We start from the raw sequence: 16627 nt of genomic DNA on the forward strand, positions 1-16627 counted from the left end.
TCACAGGTGGTGGGCGAAGGTTTCGTAGGCCGCGTCCGGCTCGCCGGTCGGCTCGAAGTGGCTGATGTTCTCCAGCGACGTCCACCATTCGTCGCGGGGTTTCCAGGCCGCGCGCACGCGCATGCCCATCTTGACGTCCTGCGCGTCGCAGCCGAGGACGAGGTGGAGGAACGCGATGTCGGCGCCGTCGAGCAGGATGTACGCGGCGACGTACGGCGGCTTGAGGCGCTGGCCGAGGAACGGGACGTTGACGATGCAGAACGTCGTCACGATGCCGGTGTCGGGCAGTTCGACTTCGTCGGTCGTCGGGACGCCGTCGGTCGGGCACGCGCCGCGCGGCGGGATGTAGACCTTCCGGCAGGCGGGGCAGCGCTGGCCGATCAGCTTGCCTTCCGCGAGCCCGCGCAGGTAGGTGCTCTCCTCGGGGGACGCGGAGTGCATATAGCGCAGGTGCACCGGGATGATGACGATGCTGACCGGCGCGCCCTCTTCGCGTTCGGCGACCGGGGGAGCGGGCTCGGTGGGGGTCGTGTCCTCGGCGTCCACGGGCAGGAAGTAGGCGACGTCGCGGATGTGCCCGACGGTGTCCTCGGCCCAGCGGACGCGGACCCGTTGTCCACTGTGGATGTTCCCGGGTCCGCCCGCGTCGACGGCGTGCAGCATCGCGGTGTCGGCGCCGTCGAGCTTGATCAGCGCCCAGGCGAAGGGCCGGCTCAGCGGCTGCCCGTCGAGCGGCTCGGCGCACCACGACCACGAGACGACGGTGCCCTCGTCGGCCACCGGGACGAACTCGCCGAGCTGCTCCGCGGTGACGGGGTCGTATTCGACGGGCGGAACGTGCACGCGGCCGTCACTGCCCCGGATGCCTTCGATGCGGCGTTCCCGCAGGGCGTTCACGAACCGGCCCAGGACGGGCCCGGTGGAGCGCGTGTAGTCGAAGCCGACGTTGAGGGGTGCCGCCAGTGGTGTCTCGGTCACGTCCATGAGTGAAACACGTTCTCGTTCTGGCGGCAAGACACCCGCATCGGCTGCTCTCGGGTTGGATGTAACGTGTTCTATCAAGCCGGGCTCAGCGGCCGCGGAACTCGGGCTTCCGCTTCTCCGAGAACGCCTTCGGCCCTTCCTTCGCGTCCTCCGACGCGAAGACCTCGATCCCGTACTGCGAGTCGAGCTTGAAGGCCTCCTCCTCGTGGAGCCCCTCGGTGTCCCGGATCGTCCGCAGGATCGCCCGCACCGCTACCGGCCCGTTGGCGTTCACCAGGGAAGCCAGCTCCAGTGCCTTCGCGAGCGCCTGGCCGTCCGGCACCACGTGCCCGATCAAGCCGATGGCCAGCGCTTCGTCCGCGCTGAGGTGGCGCCCGGTGAGCAGGATGTCCGCGGCGAGGGTGTACGGGATCTGACGCGGCAGGCGCACGGCCGACCCGCCCATCGGAAACAGTCCCCACCGGGCTTCCGACACCCCGAAGCGCGCGGAAGTGCCCGCGACCCGGATGTCCGTCCCCTGGAGGATCTCCGTCCCGCCCGCGATCGCCGGTCCCTCGACGGCCGCGATCAGCGGCTTCGTCAGGCGGCGCCCCTTGAGGAGGCCCGGGATGTGCGCGGGGTCGAACTTGCCTTCGTCGAAGGACTTGGCGGGCGAGTTGCGGGACATCGACTTGAGGTCCGCGCCCGCGCAGAACGCGCCGCCGGCGCCGGTCAGGACGCAGCTGCGGATCGAGTCGTCCGCGTCCACGCGGTCCCAGGCGTCGACCATGATCGACATCATCTCGCCGGTGATCGCGTTGCGCGCCTCGGGCCGGTTCATCGTCACGATGAGCGTCGCCCCGTCCTGCGAGACCAGCGCGTGCGGTTCACCCACGGAAACCTCCTGAAGGAGCAGTGCCATTGCCCAGAACGATAACATGTTCTACTTTGAGGACGTGGCACTCAACATCGCGGATCTTCTGGAGCACGCCGTCGACGCCGTGCCGGAGCGCGTCGCGGTCGTGTGCGGCGACCGGCGGGTCACCTTCGCCGAACTGGAGGCGCGGGCCAACCGGCTCGCCCACCACCTCGCCGCGCACGGCGTGGGACGCGGATCCCACATCGGGGTCTACTCCCGCAACTCGATCGAGGCCCTCGAGGCGATGATCGCCGCGTACAAGCTGCGCGCGATCGCCGTCAACGTCAACTACCGCTACGTGCACGGCGAGCTCGTGTACCTCTTCAACGACGCCGACCTCGTCGCGCTCGTGCACGAGAGAAGCTACGCCGACAAGGTCGCGGCGGCGCTGGCCGAATCGCCAAAACTGAAACACGTTGTCGTGATCGACGACGGCAGCGACGGCGACTACTCGGGTTATGGCGGCGTCGACTACGAAGCCGCGCTCGAAGCGCAGTCGCCCGAGCGCGACTTCGGAGAACGCAGCAACGACGACCTCTACATCCTCTACACCGGCGGCACCACGGGCTACCCGAAGGGCGTCCTCTGGCGCCACGAAGACATCTGGCGCGCGCTCGGCGGCGGGATCAACTTCGTCACCGGCGAGTACGTCCCGGACGAGTGGACGCTCGCCGAGCAGGGCAAGGCCGGGAGCCTGACGCGGCTGCCCGCCGCGCCGCTGATCCACGGCGCCGCGCAGTGGGCCGCGTTCGGCGCGCTGTTCACCGGCAGCCCGGTGGTGTTCGTGCCCCGCTTCGACGCCCACGAGATCTGGAAGGCCGTTCAGGAGCACCAGGTCCAGGTCCTCACGATCGTCGGTGACGCGATGGCGCGGCCGCTGATCGAGGCGTTCCGCGAGGGCGATTACGACGCTTCGTCGCTCGTCGCGGTGTCGAGCCACGCCGCGCTGTTCTCGCAGTCGGTGAAGCAGGAGTTCGTCGAGCTCGTGCCGAACGCCGTGATCACCGACGCGATCGGCTCGTCGGAAAGCGGCTTCACCGGCATCGGCATGGTCGCCAAGGGTTCCGACCACAGCGCCGGCCCGCGGGTGAACTTCGGCAAGGACGCCATCCTGCTCGACGACGACGGCAACCTCGTCGAACCGAAGCCCGGCGCGGTCGGGCTGATCGGCCGCCGCGGGCACGTCCCGCTCGGCTACTACGGCGATCCCGAGAAGAGCAAGACGATCTTCGTCGACATCGACGGCGTCCGGTACGTCGTGCCGGGCGACTACGCCCGCTACGAGGAGGACGGCACGGTCACCCTGCTCGGCCGCGGCTCGCAGTGCGTCAACACCGGCGGCGAGAAGGTCTACCCGGAGGAGGTCGAGGGCGCGCTCAAGTCGCATCCCGACGTCTTCGACGCGCTCGTCATCGGGATCCCGGACGAGCGGACCGGCCAGCGCGTCGCCGCCGTCGTCCAGCTCCGCGAGGGCGTCGAGGCCGACCTCGCGGGGATCGAGCAGCACGTGCGGCACGAGATCGCCGGCTACAAGGTGCCGCGCACCGTCTGGCTGGCCGACGAGATCGGCCGCTCGCCCAGCGGCAAGCCGGACTACCCGTGGGCCCAGCGCTACGCCGCCGGGCACGACCCGGCCACGGCCCAGCCCGTCTAGGAGGACACGACCAGTGCGGACATCCCTGTGCGACCGGCTCGGCATCGACCTGCCGATCATCGGGTTCACGCCCTCGGAGCACGTCGCCGCGGCGCTCAGCCGCGCCGGCGGGCTCGGCGTGCTCGGCTGCGTCCGGTTCAACGACGCCGCCGAGCTCGACCGGGTGCTCACCTGGATGGACGAGAACACCGGCGGCAAGCCCTACGGCGTCGACATCGTGATGCCGGCGAAGATTCCCGCCGAGGGCACCCAGGTCGACCTGGCCAAGCACATCCCGGAGGGCCACCGCGCGTTCGTCGACCGGGTGCTCCGCGACCTTGCGGTGCCGCCGCTGCCGGACGACACGGACGAACGCGCGGGCGTGCTCGGCTGGCTCCACTCGGTGGCCCGGTCCCACGTCGAGGTCGCGCTCAACCACCCGATCAAGCTGATCGCCAACGCCCTCGGCTCGCCGCCGGCGGACGTCATCGGCCAGTGCCACGACCGGGGCGTCCCGGTCGCGGCGCTCGCCGGGAAGGCCGAGCACGCGGTCCGGCACGTCGCGAACGGCGTCGACTTCGTGGTCGCGCAGGGCTACGAAGCCGGCGGGCACACCGGCGAGATCGCGTCCATGGTGCTGGTGCCGGAGATCGTCGACGCCGTCGACGTGCCGGTGCTCGCCGCGGGCGGGATCGGCTCCGGCCGGCAGGTCGCGGCGGCGCTCGCGCTCGGCGCGGCCGGCGTCTGGATGGGCTCGATGTGGCTCGCGACCGAGGAGTACCTGCAGACCATGGGCGAATCCGTGGCGATGCAGCAGGCGCTGGTCGGCGCGACGTCGTCGGACACCGTCCGGACGCGGATCTACACCGGCAAGCCCGCGCGGCTGCTCAAGACCCGCTGGACCGAGGCGTGGGCCGCGGCCGACGCGCCCGAGCCGTTGCCGATGCCACTGCAGAACCTGCTGGTTTCCCACGCCCACAACCGGATCCACGCGGCGAACGACCCGAGCGTGGTGTCGATGCCGGTCGGGCAGATCGTCGGCCGGATGAACGCGGTCCGCCCGGTCGCCGAGGTCGTCGCGGACCTCGTCTCCGGCTACGAAGACGCACTGTCCCGTTTGGACAAGACCCGCTGAAAGCCGTGAAGGCCTCCTTACCGGCTCTCATGGCCGGTAAGGAGGCCTTCACGGCATTGGGGACTAGAGAGAAGCGGCGGCCGCGGCGATCTTCGACGCGAACGTGCTCACCTCCGTGTAGACGCCGGGGGCGTGCGGCCGGGCGCAGCCGTCACCCCAGGAGACGATGCCGACCTGGATCCAGGCGTTGTTGTTGTCCCGGCGGAACATCGGGCCGCCGGAGTCGCCCTGGCAGGTGTCGACCCCGCCGGCGGTGAGGTTGCCCGCGCAGATCTCGGCGCTCGGGATGAGGTCGGGGTAGCTGCCGCCCTGGGCGCGGCAGGTGCTGTCGGAGACGAACGGGACGGTCGCCTTGAGCAGGTACCGCTGCTGGGCGCCACCCTCGGTCGCCGCGCCCCAGCCGGCCACGGTGAACGTGCCGGTGTTGTAGGTCGACGTCGTCGCGATCGGCAGCGTCGAGAGACCGGTGACCGGGCTCGCGAGCTTGATCAGCGCCCAGTCGCCGCCGGTCGAGGTGCCGTAGGTCGGGGACTGGTAGACGTAGGTCGACTTGATCTTCTTGGCGCTCGTGCTCTGCAGGTCGACCACGCCGACGGTCGCCGTGATCGAGGTGTTGGCCCCGGTCCGGCTGACGCAGTGGGCGGCGGTCAGCACGATCTGGTTGGTGTAGAGCGCGCCGCCGCAGCCCATCGACAGCCGGACCATGAACGGGAACTCGCCCTGGGCGGCCCGGGTCCCGCCGACGACGTCGGTGGACGGCGGCTGGGCCGCGATCGCCGGGGTGGCGAACGACGCGGCCGCGGCGACCGCGGCCACCGCGGTGGTGACGTTTCTGAGCAGGGTGAACCAGCGCTTGGGAGCCAAGGGGATCAGTCCTTCCAGTGTCCACAGTGGAAGCCGAGCTCGAGAGTGGCCCCATGACTACACCAGGTGCCCACATACCCGGACAACCAACTTTCTTCGGATGTTTCGGGCGGTTGGGTGATTTCTCACCGGCGGACCGACGAACGCCGTAGGCCGAAACGCCCAGCACGGCAGCGGGGAGCGCGCCGGGCGCATCCGGGTGATCGTCGGTGTGACAGCCGTGTTGCGCGCCACAGCGAACCGCCGGGCACCGGGAACCGAATAGGGTCGATTCCGTGCCCGCCCCTTCGCGCCATTACCGCCTGTCCGCCGACGGTCCCGTGCTCGACGGGATTCCCGAGCACGGCCGCGTCCCGCGCTACTACGCGGTCAAGGTCGAACTGCTGGCGGTGATCGCGGAACTCGGCGAAGGCTCGGTGCTGCCCACGGAACGGGAGCTGTGCGAGCGCTTCGAGGTGTCGCGGGCGACCGTCCGGCAGGCCGTCGGTGAGCTGGTGCTCGAGGGCAGGCTCAGCCGGCGGCAGGGGAGCGGCACGTTCGTGGCCGGCCCGAAGCTGGTGCAGCCGCTGGCCCTGGTGAGCTACACCGACGGGCTGCGGCGCCAGGGCATCCGGCCGGGCCGCACGGTGATCACGCTGGAGCGGCGCCTGGCCGGCAGCGCGCTGGCGGCGGACCTGCAGGTCACGTCGGACGCCGAGGTGATCCACCTCGAGCGGGTGCTGCTGGCCGACGAGGAGCGCGTCGGCCTGGAGTCGACTTATCTCCTGGCCGAACGGTTCCCGACCTTGCTGGAGGTGTTCGACCCCGGGCAGCCGCTGCACGCTTGCCTGCGTGAGCAGCTCGGCGTGGTGTTCGACGGCGCCGAGGAGCGCGTCGAGACGGTCCTGGCGACCCCGCGCGAAGCCCTGCTCATCGGCACCAACCCGGCCCTGCCGATGCTGCTCGCGCACCGCGTCTCGTGGGGTCCGGACGGCGCGCCGTTCGAGCGGGTGCGCTCGCTGTACCGGGGCGACCGGCTCAGCTTCATGACCCGCCTCGGCCGCGCCTGACTGTCACGTTCCTCCGGGCGTCCTCGTTCCTCCCGCACCAGTCGGCAACGGGAGGAAAGTCATGAACGTCGCGTTGTGGGTCGGTCAGGTGCTGCTGGCCGCGATCTTCGCTCTGTCGGGCGCGCTGAAGTCGACGATGTCGCGGCAGCGGATGCTCGAAACCGGCCAGACGGGGGCGGCGGCGTACCCGCTGCCGGTGGTGCGGTTCACCGCGCTCTGCGAGCTGGTCGCCGTGGTGGGGCTGATCCTGCCGGTGCTGCTGGGCGTCGCCCCGGTACTCACCGGCTGGGCGGCGGCGGGGCTGGCCGTGGTGATGGTGGGCGCGATGGCGATGCACGGCCGGCTGGCGCTCGTGCAGCACAAGGCGGCGGAGTGGCGCAACGTCGGAATCAACGCGCTGATCCTCGCGGTCTGCGTGTTCGTCGCGGCCGGGCGGCTGTGACGGGCGGCTTTCGCCGGCGCCGATGCAACCGGACGGGGTCCCGCTCCGTCTGGCAGGTATGCGCACGACGGTGAAACTGCTGGGAACGGGCCTGCTGCTGCTCGCGGCGACGGCCTGCGGGGCCGCTCAGAGCGGCGCGGGAGCTCCGGCCCCTTCGTCGTCTGCTTCGTCGCCTTCGTCTTCTTTGCCGCCGACGTCCGGTCCGCCGACGGTCGCGCCGCCGCCGTCCCGGACGGTCGGCCGCCCGACCCAGGGCATCGCCCCGGGCGACGACGTCATCGCCGAGACCCAGGTCGACGCGCGGGGCGTCCCTGAGGGCTATCCGCGCAGCCTGTTCCGCGCCACGGATGGCCGAACGCTGATCCTCCAGGCCGAGGAGGGCGGCTGCCGCCGCATCTCGGCCCGCGTCGGCGACCAGACGGCGCAGCAGGTCGTGGTGCTGATGACCGTGACGGCGCCGCAGAAGGGCCAGATGTGCCCGGACTACATCAAGGAGATCCGCATCCCGCTGGCGCTGGCGGCACCGCTGGGTGACCGGACGGTGGTGCTCCGCCAGGGCTGACCACCGCAGGGACGCTGGGAGGGCCGCGCCGGGATGCCCGGAGCCGCCCTCCCAGACCACGTCCGGCCCGGTCCGGACGTACCCGCACGGTCGGCCCACGTACCCAGACGGTCGGCTCGCGTACCTGGACGGTCGGCTTGCGAGCCGACTCTCTGGGTACGCGAGCCGACTCTCCAGGTACCCGGGTTGCCCCGAAAACCGTCCCCGCCGGCACCGCTTCCACGTTCCGCGATCGGATCGATCTTCCGTGCAACCCCTCGCCGCCCCCGTTCCGTCTTCGAGGGCATGAGGTACTTAGCGAAGGTGGCCGGGACAGGCGCGATCCTGCTGATGGCGACAGCCTGCGCCGGCCAGAACGTGCCCATCAGCCAACCGGCCGCCGGAGGGACCTCCGCGGCCCCCACCGGGAGCGTGTCGACGTCGCCGAGTGAGTCGGTGCTGCCCGCGCCGCCGTCGGCCGATCCGCCGGGCAAGCCCCGGCTGACCGTGCCCGAAGGCAGCGTTCCGGTGCCGCCCGACAAGGTGGACGCCGCCGCGCTGCCCGCCGGCTACCCGCACGAGGTGTGGACGGCCAACGGCGGCACCATCCTCAACATCCGCGCCCAGGAAGGCGGCTGCGGTCACGCCCTCGGCGAAGCCACCGAGCAGGCGGGCGACCGCGTCGTGGTCAACCTGAGCGAGACCAAGGCCCAGACCGGCCAGATGTGCACCATGGACATCCGGTACCCGGTCATCTCGGTCGCCCTGGCCGCCCCGCTGGACCAGCGCACCGTCGTGTTGAAGACGACCAAATGATCTAGGGTCGGGTGATGGGAAGCCGCCAGGTCTCACGCACCGCGATCGTCGCCACGACCCCGGAGAAGATCTTCGGGCTCCTGGCCGATCCGGCCCAGCACCCGCTCATCGACGGATCCGGCACGGTCCGGGCCGCCCAGTCCGGCGGCCCGGACCGGCTCACGCTCGGCGCCCAGTTCGGCATGGACATGAAGATGGGCGCGTCGTACAAGATCCTCAACACCGTGGTCGAGTTCGAAGAGGGCCGGCTGATCGCCTGGCGTCACTTCAACGGGCACCGCTGGCGCTGGCGCCTCGAACCCCTCGACGGCGGCCGCACCGAGGTCACCGAGACGTTCGACTGGTCGACGGCGAAGTTCCCGCTCGCCATCAGCCTCAGCCCGTTCCCGCGCAAGAACGCCGAGGGCATCGAGAAGACCCTGGCGCGGCTCGGGGAGCTGTTCCCGGCCTGACGAGGACCCCGCCCCAATTAGTTGTACAGTGCTTAATATTGTCCGTGCAACTAGTTTGGGAGTGCGGTGCCGCAGCCGGTGCGACGGCGGGTGGTCCTGGCCATCTGCTGCCTGAGCCTGTTCATCGTCGGGCTCGACAACACGATCGTGAACCTCGCGCTGCCGTCGATCCGCCGTGAGTTCGGCGCGTCGGTCTCGAGTCTGCAGTGGACGATCGACGCGTACACGCTCGTGCTGGCGAGCCTGCTCATGCTGTCCGGCTCGACGGCGGACCGCATCGGCCGCCGTCGGACGTTCCAGACCGGGCTCGCGCTGTTCAGCCTCGGCTCGCTGCTGTGCGGGCTCGCGCCGAACATCGGTTCGCTGGTCGCCTTCCGCGCGCTGCAGGCGATCGGCGGGTCGATGCTCAACCCGGTCGCGCTGTCCATCGTCGCCAACGTCTTCACCGATCCCCGCGACCGCGCCCGCGCGATCGGCGTCTGGGCGGGGGTGAACGGGCTGAGCCTGGCGGTGGGGCCGGTACTCGGCGGCGTACTCGTCGCCTGGGCGGGCTGGCGCTCGATCTTCTGGATCAACGTCCCGGTCGGTGTGGCCGCGATCGTGCTGACGGCGCTGTTCGTCCCGGAGTCCCGCGCCCCGCGCCCGCGCCGCCTCGACCCGGTGGGGCAGCTGCTGGTGATCGTCCTGCTGGCCTCGCTGACGTACGGGATCATCGAAGGCCGTGGTGCGGGCGCGCCGGTGGTGGCGGGCTGCTTCGTGGTTGCCGCCGCGGCGCTGGCGATACTGCTGCCGTACGAACGCCGGCGCCGGGATCCGTTGCTGGAGCTCAGGTTCTTCCGCAGCGTGCCGTTCTCGGGTGCGACGCTCACTGCGGTCGCCGGGTTCGCGGCGCTGTCGGGCTTCCTGTTCCTCACCACCCTCTACCTCCAGGAGACGCGCGGCTTTTCGGTGCTGCACGCGGGATTGCTGACCCTGCCGATGGCCGTGCTGACCGCGATCGGCGCGCCGCTGTCGGGGCGGATGACCGGCACCCGGGGCCCGCGGCTGCCCCTTCTCGTGGCCGGCGCCGGGATCGCCGCGTCCGGCGTCGTGCTGGCGGGGATCGGCCCGGAGACGCCGGTTTCGCTGCTGGTGGTGGGTTACGTGTGCTTCGGCATCGGGTACGGCCTGCTCAACGCGCCGATCACGAACGCGGCGGTGTCCGGGATGCCGCGCGAGCAGGCCGGGCTCGCGGCGGCCGTGGCGTCGACGAGCCGCCAGGTGGGGACGTCGCTGGGGGTGGCGGTGGTCGGCGCGGTCGTGGCGGGGAGCGTGGGAACGCCGCCGGGAACGGGCCGGGCGGTGTGGCTGATCGTCGCGGGCTGCGGTGCGCTGGTGTTCGTGCTGGGCCTGGTGACGACGGGCCGCTGGGCGCGCGCGACCGCGGCGCGTGTGAGTGGTCCGGACCACGACGACGCGCCGGTGACCTGACCTCCGCGCTGTTCCCCTGCTGAGCACCACCCGCGTGACGAGTGGTTCGGACCAGTGCGTTTCCTCCGCGGTCGAAGCCGGCGAAAATTCGTCCGGATCCCGGTGAACCGCCGCTGTTACCGAGCCGTGTCCACGAGTGAGGTGATCAGAAAGGAGGGGCCCATGCCCCGGTTGAGCAGTGGCCGGCACCGCAAGCAAGCGACCGTCGGCCTGGCCGCGTTGCTGGGTGTTTCCGGCATCACCGCGGCCGCCATCGCGCTGAGCAGTCCCGCGGGCAACGCGGCCGAAGCGCCCAAAGAGAACTGCGGCGGGCTCGACACCGCCCTGCAGAACAACCTGACCTTCATCGCGGGCCAGCAGGCGAACCCGGACGCGCAGTCGTCCGCGCGGATCGCCAACCGGCAGGCGGTGGTCGACCTGATCCAGCAGCGGCGGCAGGTCGCCGGCTGCACGGCGAACGTCGTCGCGGCCAACGGCCCGGCCGCTCAGGCGCCGGCCCAGCAGGCCCCGGCCCAGCAGGACCAGAACGGCGCCGCGGCCGGTGACCAGGCCAACACGGGTGACACGGGCGCGACCGGCGACGTCGTGTGCGCCGGCTCCACCGTGACGCTCTCGGGCGAAGCGGGCGCGCCGGCCGCGTCGAGCAACCAGTTCCCGGCGGGGACGAAGCTGAAGGTGACCAACCTGGACAACTCGAAGTCCACGACGGTCGAGGTGACCTCGGTGTCGGGCAGCTGCACGCTGCTCAACAACGCGGCCTTCGAACAGGTTCGGGAACCCGGAAAGTTCCTCATCCGGCGCGCACGGATCGAGCGCGTCGGCTGAGGGAGCAGGGAAGAAAGGGGGCACCGGCGGCGGGCCGGTGTCCCCTTCCCTTGCGTCCTAACGGAAGCTGATCTGCAGCACCGGGTCGCCGGTGCTGGCGAAGAAGTCGTTGCCCTTGTCGTCGATGACGATGAACGCCGGGAAGTCCTCGACCTCGATCTTCCAGACGGCTTCCATGCCGAGCTCGGCGTACTCGAGGACGTCGACCTTCTTGATGCAGTCCTGCGCGAGCCGCGCGGCCGGGCCGCCGATCGAACCGAGGTAGAACCCGCCGTGCGACTGGCACGCGCTGGTGACCTGCTTCGAGCGGTTTCCCTTGGCCAGCATGACGAGTGAGCCGCCGGCGGCCTGGAACTGCTCGACGTAGGAGTCCATCCGCCCGGCCGTGGTCGGCCCGAACGACCCGGACGCGTAGCCCTCGGGGGTCTTCGCGGGGCCGGCGTAGTAGACCGGGTGGTTCTTCAGGTAGTCCGGCATCTCTTCGCCGGCGTCGAGGCGCTCCGCGATCTTGGCGTGCGCGATGTCGCGGGCGACGACCAGCGGCCCGGTGAGCGAAAGCCGCGTCTTGACCGGCAGCTGCGAGAGCTGGGCGCGGATCTCGGCCATCGGCCGGTTGAGGTCGACGCTCACGACGTCGTCGGAGAGGTCCTCTTCGGTGACGTCGGGCAGGAAGCGGGCCGGGTCGCGCTCGAGCTGCTCGATGAAGACACCGTCCGCGGTGATCTTCGCCTTGGCCTGGCGGTCGGCGGAGCAGCTCACGGCGACGCCGACCGGGCAGCTCGCGCCGTGGCGGGGAAGCCGGATGACGCGGACGTCGTGGCAGAAGTACTTGCCGCCGAACTGCGCGCCGATGCCGAACTGCCGGGTCATCTCGAGGACCTGCTGCTCGAGGTCCCGGTCGCGGAAGGCGTGGCCCAGCTCGGAACCCTCCGTCGGCAGGTTGTCGAGGTAGCGCGCCGAAGCGAGTTTTGCGACCTTCAAGTTGAACTCGGCCGACATGCCGCCGACGACGATCGCGAGGTGGTACGGCGGGCAGGCCGCGGTGCCGAGGCTGCGCAGCTTCTCGTCGAGGAAGCGCGCAAGGCGCTTCGGGTTCAGGACGGCTTTCGTTTCCTGGTACAGGAACGTCTTGTTGGCGCTGCCGCCGCCCTTGGCCATGAAGAGGAACTCGTAGGAAGGGTCGTCCTGGCCATCCTTGTGGTAGAGCTCGATCTGGGCGGGCAGGTTGGTGCCGGTGTTGCGCTCGTCCCAGAAGTTCACCGGCGCCATCTGCGAGTACCGCAGGTTCAGCTGCTGGTAGGCGTCGAAGATGCCTTGGGAGAGCGCGCGCTCGTCGTCACCGCCGGTGAGGACGCCCTCGCCGCGCTTGCCGATGACGATCGCGGTGCCGGTGTCCTGGCACATGGGGAGGACGCCACCGGCGGAGATGGCGGCGTTGCGCAGCAGGTCCATGGCGACGAAGCGGTCGTTGCCGCTGGCTTCGGGGTCGTCCACGATGGCGCGCAGCTGCTCCAGGTGTGACGTGCGCAACAGATGCTGGATGTCGGTGATGGCGGTGCGCGCGAGGGTGGTCAGCGCGGCGGGGTCGACCCGCAGGAACTTCCGCCCGGCGGCTTCGACGGTCTCGACGCCCTCGTCGGTGACCAGCCGGTACTCGGTGGTGGTGTCCTTGCCGAGGGGGAGGACTTCGGTGTGCTGAAACGTGGTGGTGGACGGCACTGCCAGGCTCCTTTGCCAGCTCCGGGATCGGTCCACCCTACGCAGCTGGAGGCCCCACGCCGTAGTGGCATCCAGTCACTGTGAAACGTCCCACCCTCCCTGACCACGGACATCCGGCGTACCGAGAGGGTCGGCCGGCGTGCCTGGAGGTCGGTTCCCGTACCTGGAAGGTCGGACAGCGAGCCGACGGTCTGGGTACGTGAGCCGACCCTCCAGGTATGCGGCGGGAAGCTGGTCGGGAGGCCGGGTCCACCCCGACGGACCCGACCTCCCGGGGAGAGCGCCCGGATGCGTGCACACCCGGCCGCGAGGTCTGTGCCGGCGCCGTAAAAGCCGCTAGACGAATGTGGCGTGACGCACGTCATAAGTCAATCCGGCCGAACGGGTGTCGGCGAAGGGTTGCTACCCAGGCATGTTGGCGCCGAAACCCCTGTTTTGTGGAAAATTTTCCACCTCGGCCCGGCACGAAGCGGATGTGCTGGTCGTGGGCATGCGAAAGGGGCGGGCGCCCGATGGCACCCGCCCCTCCCGGAATCGGATCAGCTGGCGTAGGCGCGGAGCCGGTCCGCGCGTTCGCCTTGGCGAAGCTTCGACATGACCTCGCGCTCGATCTGGCGGACGCGCTCGCGGGACAGCCCGAAGTGCTTGCCGATCTGGTCGAGCGTGCGGGGCTGGCCGTCGTCCAGGCCGTAGCGCAGCCGGATGACCTGCTGCTCGCGGTCGTCCAGCGTCGAGAGGACCCGGCGCAGGTCGTCCTGCAGCAGGCTCGAGATCACGGCGCTCTCGGCGTCCGTCGCCTCGGAGTCCTCGATGAAGTCGCCCAGCGGGGCGTCCTCCTCGGTGCCGACCGGCATGTCCAGGCTTACCGGGTCACGCGAGTGGTCGAGCAGGTCCGAGATCTTGTGCGCCGGGATGCCCGACTCGGCCGCCAGCTCCTCGTGCGTCGCGTCGCGCCCGAGCTGCTGGTGCAGGTCGCGCTTGATGCGGGCCAGCTTGTTCACCTGTTCCACCAAGTGGACCGGGAGCCGGATCGTGCGCCCCTGGTCGGCCATCCCCCTGGTGATGGCCTGGCGGATCCACCAGGTGGCGTAGGTCGAGAACTTGAACCCCTTGGAGTAGTCGAACTTCTCCACCGCGCGGATCAGGCCCAGGTTCCCCTCCTGGATCAGGTCGAGCAGCGGCATCCCCCGGCCGGTGTAGCGCTTGGCGAGCGAGACCACCAGGCGGAGGTTGGCCTCCAGCAGGTGGTTCTTCGCCACGTGCCCGTCACGGACCAGGGCGGACAGCTCCTTGCGGCGCTTCGGGGTGAGGTTCTCCCCGGTGTCCAGCATGTGCTGGGCGAAGACGCCGGCTTCGATGCGCTTGGCGAGCTCGACCTCGTCGGCCGCGGACAGCAGCGCCGTCTTGCCGATGCCGTTGAGGTAGACGCGCACGAGGTCGGCGGCGGGGCTCGGGGCGTCGAGGTCGCCGTCGGCGAGCGCCCCCACGCTCACCGGCTCCTCGGACACCTGAGCCGGGATGCGCTCGCGAATCCCGCGCGACTCGCGTTCGAGAGTCTGGACTGACATTCTGCCTCCCCGGTCACGGGCTGAACGTGTTGCTGCGGTCGTCCCACCGGGTGCGTACCCGCGGACCGGGGCCTGTGGAACCCGGTACGCCGGTCCGGCCGGCTTGGCTGGACATCTGGCACAACGCTCCGGGTTTCCAAAACGTTCCCGGCTCGCCTGAAAAGGAGACGGCTGCCGGCGCGCTCCGGTTGCTCCACCATTGCTGAGCTTTTGCTGAGAACGGTCCGTGACCGGACAACCTGAGAATCCGATGTGAATCGTGTCAGGATGTGAACCGGCGACAGGTGGTCTAGACCTCTACGAGAACGGTGAACGGACCGTCGTTGACGCTCGAGACCGCCATCATCGCCCCGAAACGGCCCGTCGCGACGGTGGCGCCGCGGCCGCGCAGCTCGGCCACGACGGCGTCCACCAACGGCTCGGCGACCTCCGGCCGCGCGGCCTGCGTCCACGACGGCCGGCGTCCTTTCTTCGTCTCGCCGTAGAGCGTGAACTGGCTCACCACGAGCAGCGGCGCATTCGCCGTGGCGCATGATTCCTCGTCGCGCAACACGCGCAGCTCGTGCAATTTGCGGGCCATCACGGCGGCCTTCGCCGCGTCGTCGTCCACGTGGATTCCCAGCAGCACAAGCAAACCCGGTTCGGCGATCGCCCCGACGACCTCGCCCTCGACGGTCACCTCCGCCCGCGTGACGCGGGCCGCGACCGCCCTCACCGGCCCGCCGGGACGAGCATGCCGTGCCGGACGAGCTCCCGGACGACGGGCAGCGCGGCGGCCGCCAGTTCTTCGGACGACAGGCCCTGAGCGGCCGCGAGGAGCTCGATCAGGTCCTCCAAGGGCAACGCGCCGCGGCAGCCGGCCAGCAGCCGGGCGGCCAGCTCGTCGACCTCGTGCTGCCAGCCCGGCCCGTCGGTGCGGTGCAGGCGCCGGACGGTCGTCGCCCAGCCTTCGTCGCCGGGTTCCTCGATGCTTTCCAGCAAAACCGTGTCCGGGACCACAAAACGGACATCGAGCAACGAATCCCCTGACTCCCGAAGCCATTCCACGCGGTCGAGCCAGCCGGCCGCCTCCGGGCCCAGCGGGTCGTCGTAGGCCTGCCGGAGGTCTTCGCACACCACGGTCGGGGTGCGCCCGGCCGCGCGCCGCAGCGTGACGAAGCCGAAGCCGATGCCCTGGACCTCGTTGGCGGCGAACCAGTCGAGCCACGCCGCCGCCTTCGCCCGGCCCTCCGGCGAGCGCGGGTCGAGGCCCGCGTCCCGCAGCCAGGTGCCGACGTAGAGCGCCGGGTCGGCGACGTCGCGCTGGACGAACCAGGCGTCGGTCTCGGCGGGCAGCCAGCGGCTCACCCGGTCGGCCCAGTCTTCCCGGGACGTGTGCAGCCAGGAGGCGAGCAGCTGGCCGACGCCGCCCTCGTTGAGGAAGCCGGGCAGCTGCCGGACGACCAGCGCGCTCGCGTCGTCCCCGGCCAGCCCGGAGTCGCGGTAGGTGTAGTCGACGCGGGCGGGCCCGACCACGAACGGCGGGTTGCAGACGACCTGGTCGAACTTCCGCCGCGCGACCGGCGCGAACCACTCGCCGCGCACGAGCTCGACGTCGAGCTCGTTCAGCCGGAACGTCGCCGCGGCCAGCGCGAGGGCCCGCGCGGAGACGTCGGTGGCGGTCACGCGCTGGGCGTGCCGGGTCGCGTGCAGCGCCTGGACGCCGTTGCCGGTGCCCAGGTCGAGCAGGGAGCCGACGGGACGGCGGCTGGTCGCGCGGATCAGCGACAGCGACGCGTGGCCGACGCCCAGCACGTGGTCCTCGGGCACGGTGGTGCCGAGCACGTCGGCGTCGAGGTCGGAGACGACCCACCAGGAGCCTTCGTCGTCGCCGTGCGGCCGGATGTCGAGGGCGGCGCGGTAGCCGCCGGAAACCGTCGAGAGCACTCCCGCGGCGACGGCGTCTTCCGGCGTCAGGGGCGCGAAGGCGGCCTTGACCGCCGTCTCCGGCTCGGTCCCGCCCAGCAGGAACAGCCGGATCAGCGTGCCCAGGTCGCCCGAGTCCCGGCTCGCGCGCTCGGCGGGCACCGGCTCGCCGCGGCCCAGGGCCGCGTGCGCGGCCCCGCCGAGGGCGGCCACCACGCCGTCGGCGTCGTAGGAGGTGCGCCGGAAGGCTTCGCGCAGCCGCGCGCAGACGTCGTCGGACAGGTCGGGCAGTACGCTTCGCGTGCTCACGGTGGGTAATGCTGCCA

At 70.8% G+C, this 16627-nt stretch carries 16 protein-coding genes; 9 read left to right on the forward strand and 7 right to left on the reverse strand.

Annotated features, from left to right (window positions below; genetic code table 11):
• Window positions 1-984, reverse strand: a complete 984-nt coding sequence (locus ACZ4TR_RS25220) for a Zn-ribbon domain-containing OB-fold protein (protein ID WP_465289289.1) — start codon at window positions 982-984, stop codon at window positions 1-3.
• 85 nt (window positions 985-1069) lie between these two features.
• Entirely contained in the window at window positions 1070-1858 is a 789-nt protein-coding gene (locus ACZ4TR_RS25225; protein ID WP_465289290.1) for a crotonase/enoyl-CoA hydratase family protein, read from the reverse strand.
• Window positions 1859-1919: 61 nt separating this feature from the next.
• Here ACZ4TR_RS25225 and ACZ4TR_RS25230 point away from each other — a divergent pair, with 61 nt between their 5' ends.
• Window positions 1920-3536 carry an acyl-CoA synthetase gene (locus ACZ4TR_RS25230; protein ID WP_465289291.1) on the forward strand — a complete coding sequence of 539 codons (1617 nt, stop codon included), beginning with the start codon at window positions 1920-1922 and terminating at the stop codon, window positions 3534-3536.
• A gap of 13 nt (window positions 3537-3549) precedes the next feature.
• Window positions 3550-4650: an NAD(P)H-dependent flavin oxidoreductase gene (locus tag ACZ4TR_RS25235; RefSeq protein WP_465289292.1), complete on the forward strand. Its 1101-nt coding sequence runs from the start codon at window positions 3550-3552 to the stop codon at window positions 4648-4650.
• 63 nt (window positions 4651-4713) lie between these two features.
• On the opposite strand, the gene ACZ4TR_RS25240 is transcribed toward ACZ4TR_RS25235, so the two are convergent.
• Window positions 4714-5514: a S1 family peptidase gene (locus ACZ4TR_RS25240; protein WP_465289293.1), complete on the reverse strand. Its 801-nt coding sequence runs from the start codon at window positions 5512-5514 to the stop codon at window positions 4714-4716.
• A gap of 275 nt (window positions 5515-5789) precedes the next feature.
• Between ACZ4TR_RS25240 and ACZ4TR_RS25245 the strand changes: the two genes are divergently transcribed.
• The 7 genes from ACZ4TR_RS25245 (at window position 5790) to ACZ4TR_RS25275 (ending at window position 11109) form a co-directional block, all read left to right on the forward strand.
• Window positions 5790-6563, forward strand: a complete 774-nt coding sequence (locus tag ACZ4TR_RS25245) for a GntR family transcriptional regulator (protein ID WP_364522459.1) — start codon at window positions 5790-5792, stop codon at window positions 6561-6563.
• A gap of 61 nt (window positions 6564-6624) precedes the next feature.
• Entirely contained in the window at window positions 6625-7005 is a 381-nt protein-coding gene (locus ACZ4TR_RS25250) for a DoxX family protein (RefSeq protein WP_364522461.1), read from the forward strand.
• Between the two features lie 70 nt (window positions 7006-7075).
• Complete coding sequence (locus ACZ4TR_RS25255) at window positions 7076-7567, forward strand: hypothetical protein (RefSeq protein WP_465289294.1); 492 nt, start codon at window positions 7076-7078, stop codon at window positions 7565-7567.
• A gap of 285 nt (window positions 7568-7852) precedes the next feature.
• Window positions 7853-8362, forward strand: coding sequence for a hypothetical protein (locus tag ACZ4TR_RS25260; RefSeq protein WP_465289295.1), 510 nt, complete (start codon window positions 7853-7855; stop codon window positions 8360-8362).
• A gap of 14 nt (window positions 8363-8376) precedes the next feature.
• Window positions 8377-8814, forward strand: a complete 438-nt coding sequence (locus tag ACZ4TR_RS25265) for an SRPBCC family protein (protein ID WP_465289296.1) — start codon at window positions 8377-8379, stop codon at window positions 8812-8814.
• Between the two features lie 66 nt (window positions 8815-8880).
• Entirely contained in the window at window positions 8881-10284 is a 1404-nt protein-coding gene (locus ACZ4TR_RS25270) for an MFS transporter (RefSeq protein ID WP_465289297.1), read from the forward strand.
• A 162-nt stretch (window positions 10285-10446) separates the two neighbouring features.
• Window positions 10447-11109 carry a hypothetical protein gene (locus tag ACZ4TR_RS25275; RefSeq protein ID WP_465289298.1) on the forward strand — a complete coding sequence of 221 codons (663 nt, stop codon included), beginning with the start codon at window positions 10447-10449 and terminating at the stop codon, window positions 11107-11109.
• A gap of 57 nt (window positions 11110-11166) precedes the next feature.
• Here ACZ4TR_RS25275 and ACZ4TR_RS25280 read toward each other — a convergent pair whose 3' ends face one another.
• The 4 genes from ACZ4TR_RS25280 to ACZ4TR_RS25295 form a co-directional block, all read right to left on the reverse strand.
• Window positions 11167-12828, reverse strand: a complete 1662-nt coding sequence (locus ACZ4TR_RS25280; protein ID WP_465289299.1) for a fumarate hydratase — start codon at window positions 12826-12828, stop codon at window positions 11167-11169.
• A gap of 539 nt (window positions 12829-13367) precedes the next feature.
• A complete protein-coding gene (locus ACZ4TR_RS25285; RefSeq protein WP_155542247.1) occupies window positions 13368-14396 on the reverse strand; it encodes a sigma-70 family RNA polymerase sigma factor in 1029 nt (342 codons plus the stop codon).
• Between the two features lie 289 nt (window positions 14397-14685).
• Window positions 14686-15111, reverse strand: a complete 426-nt coding sequence (gene dtd, locus ACZ4TR_RS25290; protein WP_465289300.1) for a D-aminoacyl-tRNA deacylase — start codon at window positions 15109-15111, stop codon at window positions 14686-14688.
• Window positions 15108-16610, reverse strand: coding sequence for a DUF7782 domain-containing protein (locus ACZ4TR_RS25295; RefSeq protein ID WP_465289301.1), 1503 nt, complete (start codon window positions 16608-16610; stop codon window positions 15108-15110). Before ACZ4TR_RS25295 ends, dtd begins: the two co-directional genes overlap by 4 nt.
• Between the last annotated feature and the right edge of the window lie 17 nt (window positions 16611-16627).

It is taken from the genome of Amycolatopsis sp. NPDC028719 (genome assembly GCF_055565395.1).

Coding starts and splice junctions, on each gene's coding strand:
- ACZ4TR_RS25220 (WP_465289289.1), bottom strand. CDS start 984: ATGGACGTGACCGAGACACCACTGGCGGCACCCCTCAACGTCGGCTTC.
- ACZ4TR_RS25250 (WP_364522461.1), top strand. CDS start 6,625: ATGAACGTCGCGTTGTGGGTCGGTCAGGTGCTGCTGGCCGCGATCTTC.
- ACZ4TR_RS25260 (WP_465289295.1), top strand. CDS start 7,853: ATGAGGTACTTAGCGAAGGTGGCCGGGACAGGCGCGATCCTGCTGATG.
- ACZ4TR_RS25265 (WP_465289296.1), top strand. CDS start 8,377: ATGGGAAGCCGCCAGGTCTCACGCACCGCGATCGTCGCCACGACCCCG.
- ACZ4TR_RS25275 (WP_465289298.1), top strand. CDS start 10,447: ATGCCCCGGTTGAGCAGTGGCCGGCACCGCAAGCAAGCGACCGTCGGC.
- ACZ4TR_RS25285 (WP_155542247.1), bottom strand. CDS start 14,396: ATGTCAGTCCAGACTCTCGAACGCGAGTCGCGCGGGATTCGCGAGCGC.